Genomic DNA, 14,724 nt, shown 5'->3' with positions numbered 1-14,724 from the left:
ATGGTGGCTTCTGAGTCGGGTTGCACCAAGCGCTCAGGTCGTCGCCGAGACCAACCCGGTCGGCATCTCGATGTCGTAGGTGATGAGCAGACCCTCGGGAGTCCGGCTGATGGCCTCCGGCCGGAACGGCGGCTTCTCCTGGTCGTAGAACGCTTCGAGCGCGGCGGCATTGGCCGGCGTCTTCGAGATCGGTTGGCCGTCGATCGCGCTGATCAGCACCTGCCGTCGCGGCGCAGCTTCTGTCACTTCACCATCGACCGCCGGAGCATCAGCGACGGTCAGCCGACCGACGGAGGTCGCCCCTGGCAGGGTGAGCAGGATGCGCGGATCGACACGTCCGCCGGTCATCAGGTTGCGCATCGGCGTCGGCATGCTGAGTGCCGGATTCTGGGCGAGAGCCGTACCGACGGCCTCGCGTCCTGCGGCCTCCCGCGCCGCGATGCGGCCGACTTCGGCAGCACCCTCCGGATGGATCCGGAAGATCGTCACCGCCTTGTCGCCGGTGCCGAACGTTGCGACTTCGGTGGAGTTCCGCAGCGCCTCTGCCACGGTGGGCGATCCGTCAGGGAACGTGCGCATCGAGTTGGTCGAGACGACGTAGTCGTAATCTCGCCAGCCGTTGGGGGCCAGCGCCTCGACGGCCGGGTCGGTGTCGACCTTGTAGTACCAGACCACGTTGTCACGCGGGAAGCCGTGACGGACGAGATCGGTCCACATCGAGTCGTCGACGACGACGCGATAGTTGCGGCCCACATTCGCCTCGACCCAATTCTCGGCCTGCACCATCGGCTGGTCCAGATCGGAGAGCAGCAGACCACGTAGCTGGGGTCCCCACGCTGCCGCCGTCACCGCAACCGCAGCAGTGGTGATGATCGCCACGGCCATGATCGCGAGCCGGCGCCGCACTGCGGAAACGAGAGACCGCGCCCGACGTAGCCAGACCTCCACCGCAGCAGGGATGAGCAGCGCGGCGAACGGCAGCATCCCGATCACATAGGGCACCGGGAGATAGCCCGGCCGCAGCATGAACAGCAGCAGGAAGATCAGCGTTCCGGCCACCGGCCACAGCTTCCGACTGCGCAGCGCGAGGAGGGCAGCGATCGGCGCGACCACGGCGATCACCGGGTCGAGCTGCAACCACTGCGCGGTGGTCACTCGCGCCTGGCTCGTCGCGTCGAACAGGCTTCCGCTGGCGGTCCGGCCACTGAGCTGGAAATAGATGCCGGTCATCAGACTGACCCGACGGGGTCCCGGGAAGAGCTCTCCCTTGATCGTGGACAGCAACACATAGGACAGACCGAGCAGGACCAGCACGCCGCCGGCCAGCGACACCGTGTAGCGACGGGTGCCCCTGTGCGCGCCGCGCCACATCTGCCAGACCAGGAACGGTCCGAACAGCAGATAGGTCTCCTTGCTCAGCACGGCTACGGCGAAGCACAACGCAGCGGCCGCGAACGCCAGCAGTTGACGGCGGGGCGCCATCACCAGGACGAAGGCGGCGAGCAGCCACGGTGTGGCCACGTTGTCCAAGAAGACCGTGCGGTGGAACTGAACCGCGAGCGGGGACAGGGCGAAGATCGCCACGGCAGCCGCAGCGGTCGGGCGGCTCAGCTCCAGGCGGCGCGCGACCATCCACAGCAGCGCGCACGAGACGAGGGCGCAGACGATCATGAACTCGCGGCCCGCCATCACCGAGCTGGTGTAACGACCGAAGCCACCGGTCAGGCCGACCCATCCGGCGATCTGGATCCATCCCAGCGGCGGATGGTCGTACCAGTAGGTGTAGTGGGTCAGCGAGCCGAGGTGATCAACGGCGTAGGCCTGCGCGGTGTAGGTGCCCTCATCGTCGATGCGCTGCGGCGACCCGGTCATGTTGACGAAGTTGACGATCGCGGCGAGGACCGCCAGCGGCGCGAACCAGATCATCGACCGCCGTCGGCTCCGGAGGAACACACTGAGCCCGTGTCGCCCGGTTCTGAGATCAGGGCCGGTCGGCCCCGGCGAGACGGCCGGGCTGTCCTCGTGCTGCTCGGCCCGCGGGCGGTCCTTCGTTCGGTCGAATTCGAGGACACGGTCCTCGATGGTCTGGGTCATCGGGCTGCCTCGCTTCGGCTCGCGGTGCCGGCCAACGCCGGTTCAGGGCGGCGCTGGGCCGATGGTCGGTGAGCTCCGGTGTGCTCGGTCTTCTCCCAGGCGTTGATCCCGCGCAGCTCGCGGATCACCGAGCGAACGGCGGCCGCGGCCAGGAAGACCTGGTAGGGGAAGGTGCCCAGCAGCAGCCGGAGGTAGTCACGAGGCCGTACCCGTACGCCATAAACCCGGCGGAAGTCGCCGAGTCCCGCGGTTTCCATCACGATGGTGAGCAACGTCGGCACGATGGGCAGGAACGTCAGCAGCGCCACCGTGGTCGGCACCTTCGCGAAGAGCATCAGCGCCACCGAGACCGGGATCATCACGCCGGTGAACGCCTGCAGGAACGGCATCGACAGCAGGTAGCGCGCCATCATCCGCTGCCGCCACGTCGGCAGGTGCTTCCACTCCCCCTTGCGCAGCACCTGCAGGAAGCCCTGGTTCCACCGGGTGCGCTGCTTGTACAGACTCTTGAGCGTCGGCGGGGTCTCCTCGCGCGTGACCACGTCGGGGTCGTAGGCCACGACGACCTTCTTGCCCCGCGTCGAGAGCCGGACTCCCAGCTCGCAGTCCTCGGCCAGGCACTCGGAGTCCCATCCGTCGACCTCGCGCAGCACATCGGCTCGCGCGAACACGGTGTTCCCGCCGAGCGGGATGAAGCGCGCCCCGGCGTGGAAGTGCAGTCGACTCCGGAACCAGAAGTAGTACTCCATGCAGTTGCGCAGCGACCACCAGCTGCTCTCGATGTTCATCAGCTGGACGCCCCCTTGCACCACGTCGGCACCGGTGTCGGCGAACCGTCCGTCGACGAGGCGCAGCAGCTCGGGATGGACTTCGTCCTCGGCGTCGAACACGCCGATGATGTCGCCCCGACAGTGCGGCAGCGCGGTGTTCATGCCCTTGGGCTTGTTCTTCGGGACGCTGTAGTCCATGACGACGCGGACGATGTCGGGGTGCCGGTCAGCGGCGGCACGCGCCACGGCTTCGGTTCCTGGATCGTCGTGCCCGATGATCGCCAGGACCTCGTAGTCCGGATGGTCAAGCTCGGCGAGCTTGTCCAGCGTGTCTCCCAGCACCTCCTCCTCATGCCGAGCCGGGACGAGCAGGGAGAAGCTGAGAGTCGGCGGCCGTTTCGACCGCACGAAACCAGTGGCCTCGAGGTGCTGCGGCGTGCGCCACGCGTGGAGCATCCAGGCCAACGTGGTCAGCGCCACCCCGGTGAGCGCGAGCGACACGACGCCGAGGGCGATCAACCCGATCTGCCCGCCCAGGTGGGTCGGATCGCCGGTGCCGACCGGAGCGACAGTCGGAGCCGGCGCGTTGCCACGGTTGGGCGCATCGGTGGTCGTCGTCGGCTGACCGGCCGGAGGCAGCAACTGCGACTGCCCGCCGCTCGGCTCGCCCGGCGCGGCGACAGCACTCGGAGCCGCGACCAGATCCCCGGCGGCGGACAGCGCCGCCCCGAGGCCGAAGGAGGACAGGACGAGAAGGAGTGCCAAGGCCGGCATGCGGCGAAGCACGGAGCGGAAGGGTCGTTCGTCGGTCGGTCGGACAGCGCAGGACAAGCGAGCGCGCACGATGTATCAATCCCCCGAGAGTCGATCATGCGAAGACACAGGTCATACGGAGTGAGGTCGATGCGCAGTTTGGACGATCCGGGACAAACTTCGTTCCGATGCGATCTCCGCACCGATTCACGCCTGGACGCGATGACAGGTGTGTGCGGAGTCACAAGCAAAGTGCGGCAGCCGGCACACGCCGACCTCATGATCATCAGATCATCTGAGAGTTGCGCCACGAAGCTCCGACCGAAAGCGATCTTGGCCCATCCGCGGCCAGAGCCGCACCGAAGCCCGGATCGGAGGCTGGTCGACCAGTCCCGCTCGGGGGAGCAGCTCAACTCGCGCACGCCACCGTCCCGCGACTGTCCCTCGTGCCCATTAGCAGGATCTGCATGAGAGGCACACATGTTCGGAAAGAAGACCGTGGCTGACATGATCAGCCGCAGCGCCGAGAACGGCACCGACCGACGCAACTTCCTCCGCGCGGCCGGCCTGACCGGAGCCGGCGTGGTCGCCGGCAGCGCGTTGCTCGGCGCCGGCGCGGACAAGGCGGCCGCCGACGGCACCATCTCTGACGGCGCGATCCTGAACTTCGCGCTCAACCTGGAGTACCTGGAAGCGCAGTTCTACCACTACGCCGTCTACGGTTACGGGCTCGACGCCTCGCTGCTCACCGGCAAGGACTCGAACGGCCGGGTGACCGGCGGCGCGAAGGTCCCCTTCAGTTCAAAGGCCGTGCAGGGCATCGCCACGGAGATCGCCGGTGACGAGCTGGCCCACGTCAAGTTCCTCAGGTCCGCCCTGGGTGACGCCAAGACGGCGATGCCCAACATCGACCTCAAGAACAGCTTCACCACCGCCGCCCGGGCGGCCGGCCTGATCGGTGCAGGGCAGACGTTCGACCCGTTCAAGGACGAGAACAGCTTCCTGCTCGGAGCGTTCATCTTCGAGGACGTCGGTGTCACTGCCTACAAGGGAGCCGCGCCGCTGATCAGCAACAAGACCTACCTCGACGCCGCAGCCGGGATCCTCTCGGTCGAGGCCTACCACGCCGGGATCATCCGCAAGGCCCTTCTCGACAAGGGACTGTCCTCAGCGGCGAACGCCATCTCGAATGCGCGGGACTCGCTCGACGGCAAGACCGACGACGACCAGGGCATCACCGGCTCCTCCGGTGCGGTCAACCTGGTCCCGGCGGATGCCAACGGGCTCGCCTACTCCCGCGCTCCGGGCCAGGTGCTCAACGTGGTCTACCTCAACCCGGGCCAGGTCAGCGAAGGCGGCTTCTTCCCGAACAGCATCAACGGCACGCTGCGGGTGAGCCAGAACAACAGCTGATCCGGCATCGGCTTCTCGCCGGACCGAAGAAGCTCCAGTGCCGGGCCGTCGAAGATGGGGCGGCCCGGCGCTGGAGTATCCCACTGGTGCCGTCAGTGCTGCCCGGCTAGCCGACTCATCTCCACTGCCGCCGTCGGAGAAACACGACGGGCACGACGCTTCTCGACGGCACCGTGTCCTACACTCCGGACGTCGCCTGGTCACCCAAGGCGCGCTGAAATCGGCCTCGGGGGAGACCTGGAGGCTGTTGTGCGCTCGAGACACACGAGCCGACCCTCGTGACGGACGTGATCGAACCTGTCCGCCCTTCGGTCGACGCGCTCGCTCACCGACCGAGGAACACGCCCTCCGACCCGGCCACTCCGACGGAGCCTGGCGGGAACGACATGGACCCGCGCGCTGCTTTCAACCGGCGCCTGGAGGCCTTGGTCGCGGATGTGTCGGACGGTGATGAGGGCGCGTTCGCCGAACTCTACGACGCTACCAACGCCCGCATGTATGGCGTCATCCTCCGAACACTGAGAGCGGTAGACCACGCTCACGAAGTCGCCCAAGAGCTGTACCTAGAGGTCTGGCGTCAGGCCTCTCGCTACCAGCGAGCCCGGGGGTCAGTCATCACCTGGATGACGGTCATGGCTCACCGTCGAGCCGTCGATCGCGTGCGCTCGGTCAACAGCGACACCGCCCGCGACGATCGTTACGCCCGGGAGACCGCACCGCGCGCGTTCGATCTAGTCTGGTCTCAAGTCGAGCAGACCATCGATCAGCGAAAGATCCATAGAGCGCTCGGTGTGCTCACGCCAGTCCAGCGCGAGGCGATCGCGCTGACCTATCTCGGGGGGCACACCCAGCAACAGACAGCGGAGATCCTGCAGATCCCGCTCGGCACGGTGAAGACGAGAGTCCGCGACGGCCTGGCTCGCCTCCGCGAGGTCCTTCCGGCCCCGGAGTAGTCGAGTCAGCGGCGTTCAAACGGCCGTCCCGGGTGGTAACACGGGGTACAGCGGACGCAGGACCACGCCGGTCAGGACGCCCACGCTCTCCTTGGGTACTCGCGAGACAGCGGGCGACCTCCCAGCTGGGCCCACACCAGCACGCACCGAGCGGAGGGCGCCGGGCTCAGGCAGACATCCGCAACCAGCACTGCCGAATCTGGCTCTTTGAGATCAAGGCCTCGCTGCGCTCGGCCAATCGGCGCGTGTCCTCGCTGCGCTGCGGGCCGCGCCGATTGGGAAGCAAATTCCTTCCTCAGACTATTATCCCGCCACATGTAGCCGGCCCCGGCTCTGTAGGCTTATCGGATGATCAAGAGTGCAACTAGCGGGGACTGATTTCTGTGTCGCCCACGAGCCTAGCGATAGATGGCCCGCAGGACCTCGGAGCACGAGTGATCCGGCAACAGTCTCGAGCGGTTCGCGAGGAGTTGGCGCCTGCATTGGACGCCTGGAGGGAACCAGTGGCCGGATCAGTTCGGGCGACGGAGTTCGCCTGGATCGAGGATCATCCGCGGAGGCGGCGGGAGGCGCTGCACGGCGTCATGGGCGTCGGCCTCGGTCAAGTCATCGAGCTCATGCGCGTCTCGGATGAGCACTGTGAGGCCCTCCTACTGCTCCTTGCCGCCGACGCAATCCTGCCCATGCCGATGATGGCCTTGGTGCGTTCAGTGCACGAGGCATTCCTGACGGCCTGCTGGATGGTTGATCCAACGTTGCAGCCGGAGGAGCGGCTAACTCGCGCTGCGGCAGCATCACTCGCGAGCCCCGCAGGCTCGCTCGACGCATTGGATCACCTGCCTAACCAGCAGACCAACGATCGCTCAAGGGTTTCCGAAGCGTTCACTGAGATGCAGGACTATCTGATCCAGACTGGGTTCGACTTAGGACGCAGCCCGAAGTCTGGCAACGTCACCACAGTTAGTTATGGTGAGAGTCCGAAAGTGCCGCTCAAACTGCAGATGACCCAAAGTAGCCGTCTCTATATGCCAGGCATGCATTACATGTGGTCGATCGCGTCTGGGGCAGTGCACTCTCGACATTGGTTCACTGCCGGCCTGGAGGGGCCTCGTCAGGAAATTGCAACGATGATCGTAGCGCCGCTACTCGACTACTCCGACATTTTGATTAAGTCAATCCACGGCTATGTCGGTCTGGACGCCACAGACTTCCACCGGCGGGGCCACTTCCGCCGAACGGGTGTCCTTGCGGCAGCGCGTCCAGACGACGCTCTGGCGGCGAGCTACTCAACCTACGCTGCTGCGCGCGACAAGGCACTACCTCCGCCGTCATGACAACCTCCGCGTCATCTCGCCGACAGGGGCACCTTCAATTCTGGTGAGATACCGCTGCACCCGCCACAGAATCGAAAAGTTGATGTGCCTGGCCTCGGCACGCGGCGTCAGGGAACGGCGCACCACAAGCGAGTCCCTACCTCGACGGCAGGCGACGGCGAGACCTGTGCCGCCTCTAGGCCTGACGAGCGGTCTGGAGGTAGCGGAGAGTCGACCCCGAGCCGTCAAGATCGGTGATGGGGCACCCATGGGGCAGCTGGCTGGAAACGGCTGCAAAGCAGTGAGAGACAACGCGAAGCCTCGTGGCGGCGAATCGCCTAGTCAGACACTACTTTCCGGTCATCGTCGCTAGTGAGCAGAAGAGCGCACGGAGCGCCTGAAAGCCCTTTCAAGGCGGCAGCGCGGGTTCGAATCCCGTTGGGGAGACCCACGAAAGTTCGGCCAGGCAACGCGCTCAGCCGAAAGGCGTCAGCTGAGCGCCCCTCTCCTCAGAGCACATGCCGAACCGCGGTGAGCGCACCTTCCAGGTAACGGGTCACGACCTCGCGCTCGGCGTCGGTCAGGGTGGAGTCGACCTCGGCCAGCTCGCGGAACATCGGCATCAGGTGGCCGATGACCTCGGCGCGGCCGGACTCGGTGATGGTGACCTCGGTCCGCCGACCGTCGCTGGCGTGGCTGACCCGGCGGGCGTGCCCGCGCTCCTGGAGCCGGTCGATGATGCCCGAGGACGCCGCCGAGGTGACGCCGAGCTGCTTGGCCAGCTCGCCGGGGCCCATCGGTCGTTCCACCAGGTGCTCGAGCGTGCGCAGCTCGTTGACCGAGAGCCCCGCACGGGCGGCGACCGTCGGCACGATCCGCTCGCCGGCCTGGATCAGCGCACGCAGCACGTGCAGCGAGCGAGGCGCGTCCCACGCGTCCACCCATCTGCTATCTTCGGTCACCAAGTTACTCACTTACTTAGTCATCTACTGAGATATTCGGAGTCTACGACATGCCTGCACCCTCCTCGGGACGCCGCGACGGCCTGCTCCACCTGCTGGTCGGGCGCTGGAGCTTGGCGCTCGGCCTGATCGTCCTGGTGCTCGGGGTCGGGGCGATCGTCGGGCTGGGCCAGGCCGACCGGGTGTCTCGCGTGGACGACGCCCTGTCCGCCGGGTACGACAGCACGCGGGCGGCCCAGATCCGAGACACGCTGCCCGACGACAAGGGCTCGACCGCGTTGGTGCTGTTCACCGCCAGCGACGGCGGCGCCCTGGACAAGACCCGGCTCGCCGCGATCACCGAAGCGGTCCGCGGACTCGACGTCGCCGACGTCGTGGTGCCCGCCGGCCCGCCGCAGGGTCCGCCGCTCGTCGTGCCCAGCGAGGACGGGACGGCAGCCCTCAGCATCCTCCCCGTCGACACCACCGACGGCGCGGCGATCTCCGACGCGGTCGGGGCGTTGCGCACGGCCCTGGCCGCGGCGGTCCCGGACGGGATCACCGCCCAGGTGACCGGACCCGCCGGCATCCAGGCCGACCTGGCCGCGGTCTTCGACGGGGCCGACATCCGGCTGCTGGCCGTGACGGCCTCGGTGGTCGCCCTGCTCCTGGTGCTGGCCTACCGCAGCCCGGTGCTCTGGATCGTGCCGTTGTCGGTGGTGGGCGTGGCCGACCAGGTCGCCGCCGTCGCCGCGACGCGTGTGCTCGCCGCGCTCGGCGTCCCCTGGGACGAGTCGACGACGGGGATCCTCTCGGTGCTGGTCTTCGGGGCCGGCACCAACTACGCGCTGCTGCTGATCTCGCGTTACCGCGACGAGCTCCGGGTGCACGAGGACCGATACCAGGCCATGCGGGTGGCGCTGGCCCGGGCCGCCGAAGCCGTCTTCGCCAGCGCCTCGACCGTGGTGGTCGGCGTGCTCTGCCTGGCCGTGTCGCTCACCCCCTCCACGCGCGGTCTCGGCATCGCCAGTGCGGTCGGAGTCCTGGTGGCCATGAGCTTCGTGCTGGTGGCGCTGCCCGGCCTGCTCGTGGCCTGCGGACGCTGGGTGTTCTGGCCCCGGGTGCCGCGCGTCGGCAGCGCGGTGCTGACCGAGGGCCGCACGGTCTGGCGACGGGTCGGCGACACCGTGGCCCGGCGACCGGCGGCCTTCGCCGGCGGGGTCGTCGTCGTGCTCGCGGTGCTCGCGGCGGGGCTCCTCCCCACCCGACTGGGCCTGCCCACCGCCGAGCAGTTCCTCCAGAAGCCCGAGGCGATCGCGGCCGGTCAGCGGTTGGCCCAGTCGTTCCCGGCCGGCAGCGCGCAACCGGCCTCGGTCCTGACCCGTGACCCCCGGGCGGCCGCGGCGGCGCTCGACGGTGTCCCCGGGATCGGCAGCGTGACGGCGGGGGCGACCGGTGGCGGGTGGACGGAGCTGTCGGTGGTGCTCGACGCCGACCCGGACTCCGCCGCGGCCCGGGACATGGTGATCGCCGCCCGCACGGCGCTCAGCGGCGTCGGCGACACCTACCTGGGCGGGGTGACCGCGGAGGCCGTCGACCTCGACGCGGCGGCGGCCCGGGATCGCACCGTCGTGATCCCGCTGGTGCTGGTGCTGGTCCTCGGAGCCCTGATCGGACTGCTGCGGTCGCTGGTCGCGCCGGTGCTGCTCGTGGCGACCGTGGTCGGCACCTACGCCGCGGCGATGGGGGTGAGCTGGTGGATCTTCACCGGACTGCTCGGCTTCTCGGCGCTCGACCAGACTGTGCCCTTGTATGCGTTCCTGTTCCTCGTCGCGCTCGGCGTCGACTACAACATCTTCCTGGTCACCCGGACACGGGAGGAGGCCTTGCTGCACGGACCGCGCGAAGGCATGCTGCGCGGCCTCGCCGCCACCGGCGGGGTGATCACCAGTGCCGGCATCCTGCTCGCCGCGGTGTTCGCCGTCCTCGGCGTGCTGCCCCTCGTGGTGCTGGCCCAGATCGGCGTCGTGATCTGCCTCGGGGTGCTGCTCGACACGCTGGTGGTCCGGACGGTGCTCGTCCCGGCCCTGGCCCTCGTGCTGGGGAACCGGTTCTGGTGGCCGCGCCGCCCGATCATCCCGCCGCGGCACGCCCTCCGGCCCGGTGAGTACCGGCCGGCACGAACCTGACCCGACGAACTGGCCGTCCTCGGTTGCTCACGGATCACGGGAGCCGTCACCTCACGACGAGAAGGCTCCCGCGGCGAAGGCCACACCGAACGCGAGGATCACCGCGCCGGACAGGACGTTCGCAGAGATCCGCAGACCGGTCCGGTTGGCTCCGTTCGCGATCAGGCGACGTTTCAGCGCCGGTTGCAGGGCGAGCACGACCAGGCCCATCACGGCGAGAACGCCGCCGATCAGCAGATGGGTCGAGACGGCTTCGGGCGCGGGCAGGGCGAGCATCAGAGCGCGCCGGTGACGAACATCAGCAGCAGGATGATGATCAGTGCCAGGGCGAAGGACCCGCCGAAGATCGCGAGCCGCTGTCGTGGAGTGCTGATCACCGACGCGGCGTCGGATCGTCGTCACGGGTGATCACCTGGGTGCCACCGCGGCTCGAGAACGCCGACCAGAGGTTGAAGCCGATGATCACCACGCCGAAGACCAGCCAGAGATACGCGAACCCGTGCATCTGACCCCGATGGACCATCGAGTACACCCCGAACGCGACGATCGCCACCCCGAGGACCGAGGTGATCAGGGCGACGGGCTTCGAGGGGCGAACCCGGTACGTCGGCATGGCGACTCCTTCGTCCCAGGCACTGTACGACCGCGGAGCGCCGAGGCCACCGCGGTTGATCAGGGCCGACAGGGACTTCTCAGCGCACGCCCAGCCGAGCGCCGCGGCGAGGGCGCTGAGGCGAAGCGGGACAGCGCGATGACTTTGCCCCCGGAGTGGAGTCGACCCCACGAGACAGACGACCCACGCGAGGAGACATGAAGCTTCTGCTCACATCCGGCGGGATCACCAACCCGACCATCCACGCCACCCTGCTCGACCTGCTCGGCAAGCCGATCAGCGAGTGCACCGCCCTCTGCATCCCCACCGCGCAGTGGGGTCACCCCCTGTGCGGTCCGACGACGGTCCACGGCTTCATCGCCGGCGACTCCCTGCGACAGCTGAGCACGCTGGGCTGGCGGTCGGTGGGCGTCCTCGAGCTGACCGCACTCCCGAGCATCGACGCCGACCGGTGGACGAGCTGGGTCCGAGAGGCCGACGTCCTGCTGGTCGACGGTGGTGACGCCACCTATCTGCACCACTGGATCCGCGAGTCCGGGCTCGCCCGGCTGCTGCCGTCGATGCCCGACACGGTCTGGGTCGGGATCAGCGCCGGCAGCATGGTGATGACACCGCGCATCGGTGACCACTTCGTCGAGTGGTCCTCGGCACCCGACGACCGAACCCTCGGCGTCGTGGACTTCTCCCTCTTTCCCCACCTCGACTATCCGGGCTGGGCCGGCAACACCCTGGACCGGGCGCGGTCCTGGGCCGCCGACATCGGCGGCCCCGCCTACGCCATCGACGACCACACGGCGATTGCCGTCGTCGGGGACACCGTCACGGTCGTGTCCGAGGGCCACTGGGAGGAGTTTCGCGCGGACCAGCGCCACCCGAGCCCGTCGAGCCGATGAGTTCACCCGTCGACCCAGGTCTCGACCTGCATGACCTTCGAACGCGTCCTCGTTCAAGCCGCTGTCACGGACCTGCGCGAGGCGGAGTCCTGGTACGCGCTGCTGTTCGGGACCGGACCGAGCGCACGGCCAATGGACGGACTGATCGAATGGCACCTGGGAGACACGTTCGGCGTCCAGGTCTTCCACGACCCGGACCACGCCGGTCACTCCGCCATGGTCCTCGACGAGTCCGACCTTGATCAACTGGCGGCGCGTCTGATCGCCGTCGGCATTGCCGACGACGGCCCGGAACAGGTCACCGCCTCGCGGATCCTGGTCCTGCGGGATCCGGACGGGAACCGGGTGGTCGTCTCGGGTGTGTGAGAGACGCCGCTGGCTGACGAGCACCGTGAGGACGACTGCGCCCGGCACCACGGCGCCCGACATCACACGGCCGAGGACTGGACTCAGGGCGTCGACCCGAGCCGGCTCAGACCGAGACGGGCTCGACGTCCGACGCCTTCGGCTCCTCGGTGGCGTGGGAGTCCGTCAGCGAGAGCGAACCGAACGTCGCGATCAGTCCGACCACCGCCGCCACGACCAGGTAGGTGACCCGCTCGCCCGCGAAGTACGCGTGCACCAGCGTCGGGCTCCAGGCACCGGTCGGGAGGGTGGCGGTCACCAGCGCCGCGATCAGGGTGCCGACCACGGCCGTCCCGAGGCTGGTCCCGATCTCCTGCGAGGTGTCGTTCAGGGCTGCGCCCATCGAGGTGCGGTTCTCGGGCATCGCCTCGACCAGGGCGACCGCGCAGATGGTCATGATCGTCCGCAGCCCGGTGGTCAGCACGACCATCATGAGGGCGATCGCGAGATAGCCGTGTTCGACCGCCCAGGCCATGCCGAGCAGGGATCCGACCAGCAGCGCGGTCCCGACCAGGCACGCCTTGCGGTGACCGAGCCGGGCCGCCAGCTGCTCGGCGACCGGGGTGGCCGCGATCATGGTGAGGATGAGCGGCAGGTTGGCCAGACCGGCCCGCATCGGGCTCCAGCCGTAGGCGTACTGGAAGTGCAGGATCAGCCCGAACATGACGCTGGCCATCGTCACCGACGCCCCGAGCTGGGTGATCGCCGCGCCCCGGGCCGGTCCGGTGCGGAAGATCGCCAGGTCGATCATCGGTGAGGCCGCGCGCCGTTCGCGGAGCACGAACCCGACGACCGCCCCGACAGCGCCGGCCGCGCAGGCCAGGGTGACCGGAGCGAGCCAGCCGTACTGGACCCCGCTGGTGAGGGTGTAGCAGCCGAGCCCGATGGCGGCGACGGTGAGCCCGGTCCCGAGCAGGTCGAGTCGCTCGCTGGTGAGGTCCTCGCGCCGGTCGGCGGGGACGCCGGCGCGGACGCCGATCCAGGCGATCAGCGCGATCGGCGCGTTGACGACGAGCAACCACTGCCAGCTCAGGTGGCTGAGCACCGACCCGCCCAGCAGCGGACCCAGGACGAATCCGGACATCCCGACGATCATCACCACGGTGATCGAACGCATCCGCAGCTTCTCGTCGTCGAAGAGCCGGAAGATCAGCGACATCGTGACCGGAGCCATCGCCGCCGCGGCACAGCCCAGCGCCGCCCGCAGGGCGATCAGCTGACCGATGTCGGTCACCAGGACGACGGCGAGGCTGACCAGACCGAAGACCGCCAGCCCGGTCAGCAGCACGCGACGCCGACCGAACCGGTCGGCGGCCGACCCGGCGGTCAGTAACAGCCCGCCGAAGGTCAGCGAGTAGGCGCCGGTCACCCACTGCAGCCCCGTCGTCCCGCTCTCGAGCGACCGACCGATGGTGGGCAGGGCGATCGAGAGCAGGGTATTGTCCACCATCTCCACGAAGAAGGCGAGGCAGAGCGCCGCCAGGGGCACGGCGGCGGCGCGCAGCGAGCCGTACGTCGGGGTCGTGCTGGGGGTCACGGTCGTGGTGGTCATCTGACGCCTCGCTATCGAACGGTGTACGACTATCGTACAGCGTTCGAGACTATAGAACGGCGTTCGGTAAGATGCAAGCGTGGCTGCGAACCCGACGAAGGAGAACGAGCGCCCCGCTCCCCCGCGGGCCCGCCCCCGGGGCCGTCAGCGGATGGCTCACTCGCTCGACGCCGTGATCCGCGAGACCCTCGCGATCCTGGACGAGTCCGGCGAGCCGGGGCTGACCTTCCGCACGCTGGCCGCGCGGCTCGGCGGCGGCGTGGCCAGCATCTACTGGTACGTCTCCAGCCGGGACGAGCTGCTCGAGCGGGCCACCGAGGAGGTGATGGGCCAGCTCCTGGTGGCCACCGAGCCACTCACCCACGGGCCGGACCCGGTGGCCAACGTCCGCGCGATCGCGCTGGCCCTCTTCGACGAGTTCGTCCGCCGGCCGTGGTTCGGTCAGTACATGCTGCGCAACAACGGGTTGCAGCCGAACTCGATGTCGATGTTCGACCGATTCGGACAGCAGCTCATGAAGCTCGACCTGACCCCGCGGCAGCGCTTCCACGCGGTGTCGTCGATCATCAGCTACGTCGTCGGGGTCGCCATCGACCTCGCGGAGCCGCCGCCCCGCGAGTTCCTGGAGAGCGGCATGGAGCCCTCGGAGTTCCTGTCGATGTACGCCGATCGCTGGCGTGCCCTCGACCCGGAGCGGTACCCCTTCGCGCACCAGGTGGCCGACGAGTTCGCGACGCACGACGATCTCGACGTGTTCCGCTCAGGCCTCGACCTGCTGCTGGCGGGACTGCGGCACCAGGCCGGCGAAGGCTCGTCGCCGTCCTCGTGAACCTCG

General features: G+C 68.5%; 13 protein-coding genes. 7 read left to right on the top strand and 6 right to left on the bottom strand.

Annotation, left to right across the window (positions count from 1 at the left end):
• Positions 1 to 33: 33 nt before the first annotated feature.
• Positions 34 to 2,094 (bottom strand): ArnT family glycosyltransferase, encoded by a 2,061-nt coding sequence (locus tag FHX74_RS00440; RefSeq protein WP_182558140.1) that lies wholly within the window; start codon positions 2,092 to 2,094, stop codon positions 34 to 36.
• A complete protein-coding gene (locus tag FHX74_RS00435) occupies positions 2,091 to 3,650 on the bottom strand; it encodes a glycosyltransferase (protein WP_220483355.1) in 1,560 nt (519 codons plus the stop codon). The genes FHX74_RS00440 and FHX74_RS00435 overlap by 4 nt, the downstream gene beginning before the upstream one ends.
• Before the next feature lie 474 nt (positions 3,651 to 4,124).
• On the opposite strand from FHX74_RS00435, the gene FHX74_RS00430 reads away from it, so the two are divergent.
• The 3 genes from FHX74_RS00430 to FHX74_RS00420 all read left to right on the top strand — a co-directional run bounded on the left by FHX74_RS00430 (position 4,125) and on the right by FHX74_RS00420 (position 7,317).
• Positions 4,125 to 5,030, top strand: coding sequence for a ferritin-like domain-containing protein (locus FHX74_RS00430; RefSeq protein ID WP_235970068.1), 906 nt, complete (start codon positions 4,125 to 4,127; stop codon positions 5,028 to 5,030).
• A 278-nt stretch (positions 5,031 to 5,308) separates the two neighbouring features.
• Positions 5,309 to 5,983, top strand: coding sequence for a sigma-70 family RNA polymerase sigma factor (locus FHX74_RS00425; protein ID WP_220483354.1), 675 nt, complete (start codon positions 5,309 to 5,311; stop codon positions 5,981 to 5,983).
• Between the two features lie 503 nt (positions 5,984 to 6,486).
• On the top strand, positions 6,487 to 7,317 hold the full coding sequence (locus tag FHX74_RS00420) for a hypothetical protein (RefSeq protein WP_182558138.1): 831 nt from the start codon (positions 6,487 to 6,489) through the stop codon (positions 7,315 to 7,317).
• A gap of 488 nt (positions 7,318 to 7,805) precedes the next feature.
• On the opposite strand, the gene FHX74_RS20590 is transcribed toward FHX74_RS00420, so the two are convergent.
• Positions 7,806 to 8,237: a MarR family winged helix-turn-helix transcriptional regulator gene (locus FHX74_RS20590; RefSeq protein WP_182558137.1), complete on the bottom strand. Its 432-nt coding sequence runs from the start codon at positions 8,235 to 8,237 to the stop codon at positions 7,806 to 7,808.
• Positions 8,238 to 8,308: 71 nt separating this feature from the next.
• Here FHX74_RS20590 and FHX74_RS00410 point away from each other — a divergent pair, with 71 nt between their 5' ends.
• Positions 8,309 to 10,426: an MMPL family transporter gene (locus FHX74_RS00410; RefSeq protein ID WP_182558136.1), complete on the top strand. Its 2,118-nt coding sequence runs from the start codon at positions 8,309 to 8,311 to the stop codon at positions 10,424 to 10,426.
• A 51-nt stretch (positions 10,427 to 10,477) separates the two neighbouring features.
• Here the strand turns inward: FHX74_RS00410 and FHX74_RS00405 are convergent, their stop codons facing one another.
• Positions 10,478 to 10,702, bottom strand: coding sequence for a hypothetical protein (locus FHX74_RS00405; RefSeq protein ID WP_182558135.1), 225 nt, complete (start codon positions 10,700 to 10,702; stop codon positions 10,478 to 10,480).
• A 97-nt stretch (positions 10,703 to 10,799) separates the two neighbouring features.
• Positions 10,800 to 11,039 carry a hypothetical protein gene (locus FHX74_RS00400; RefSeq protein WP_182558134.1) on the bottom strand — a complete coding sequence of 80 codons (240 nt, stop codon included), beginning with the start codon at positions 11,037 to 11,039 and terminating at the stop codon, positions 10,800 to 10,802.
• A 197-nt stretch (positions 11,040 to 11,236) separates the two neighbouring features.
• On the opposite strand from FHX74_RS00400, the gene FHX74_RS00395 reads away from it, so the two are divergent.
• Positions 11,237 to 11,932 carry a Type 1 glutamine amidotransferase-like domain-containing protein gene (locus FHX74_RS00395; RefSeq protein WP_182558133.1) on the top strand — a complete coding sequence of 232 codons (696 nt, stop codon included), beginning with the start codon at positions 11,237 to 11,239 and terminating at the stop codon, positions 11,930 to 11,932.
• A gap of 30 nt (positions 11,933 to 11,962) precedes the next feature.
• Positions 11,963 to 12,298 carry a VOC family protein gene (locus tag FHX74_RS00390; RefSeq protein ID WP_182558132.1) on the top strand — a complete coding sequence of 112 codons (336 nt, stop codon included), beginning with the start codon at positions 11,963 to 11,965 and terminating at the stop codon, positions 12,296 to 12,298.
• A gap of 106 nt (positions 12,299 to 12,404) precedes the next feature.
• On the opposite strand, the gene FHX74_RS00385 is transcribed toward FHX74_RS00390, so the two are convergent.
• Positions 12,405 to 13,889, bottom strand: coding sequence for an MFS transporter (locus tag FHX74_RS00385; protein WP_182558131.1), 1,485 nt, complete (start codon positions 13,887 to 13,889; stop codon positions 12,405 to 12,407).
• A gap of 79 nt (positions 13,890 to 13,968) precedes the next feature.
• On the opposite strand from FHX74_RS00385, the gene FHX74_RS00380 reads away from it, so the two are divergent.
• The gene (locus FHX74_RS00380; RefSeq protein WP_220483353.1) at positions 13,969 to 14,718 is read left to right on the top strand and encodes a TetR/AcrR family transcriptional regulator; all 750 of its coding nucleotides are present in this window, start codon (positions 13,969 to 13,971) and stop codon (positions 14,716 to 14,718) included.
• Positions 14,719 to 14,724: the final 6 nt, after the last annotated feature.

The organism is Microlunatus kandeliicorticis (genome assembly GCF_014137855.1).
Lineage (GTDB): Bacteria > Actinomycetota > Actinomycetes > Propionibacteriales > Propionibacteriaceae > Microlunatus > Microlunatus kandeliicorticis.
Note: the sequence above shows the minus strand (reverse complement) of the source record. Positions and strands in the feature narration are given on the sequence as shown.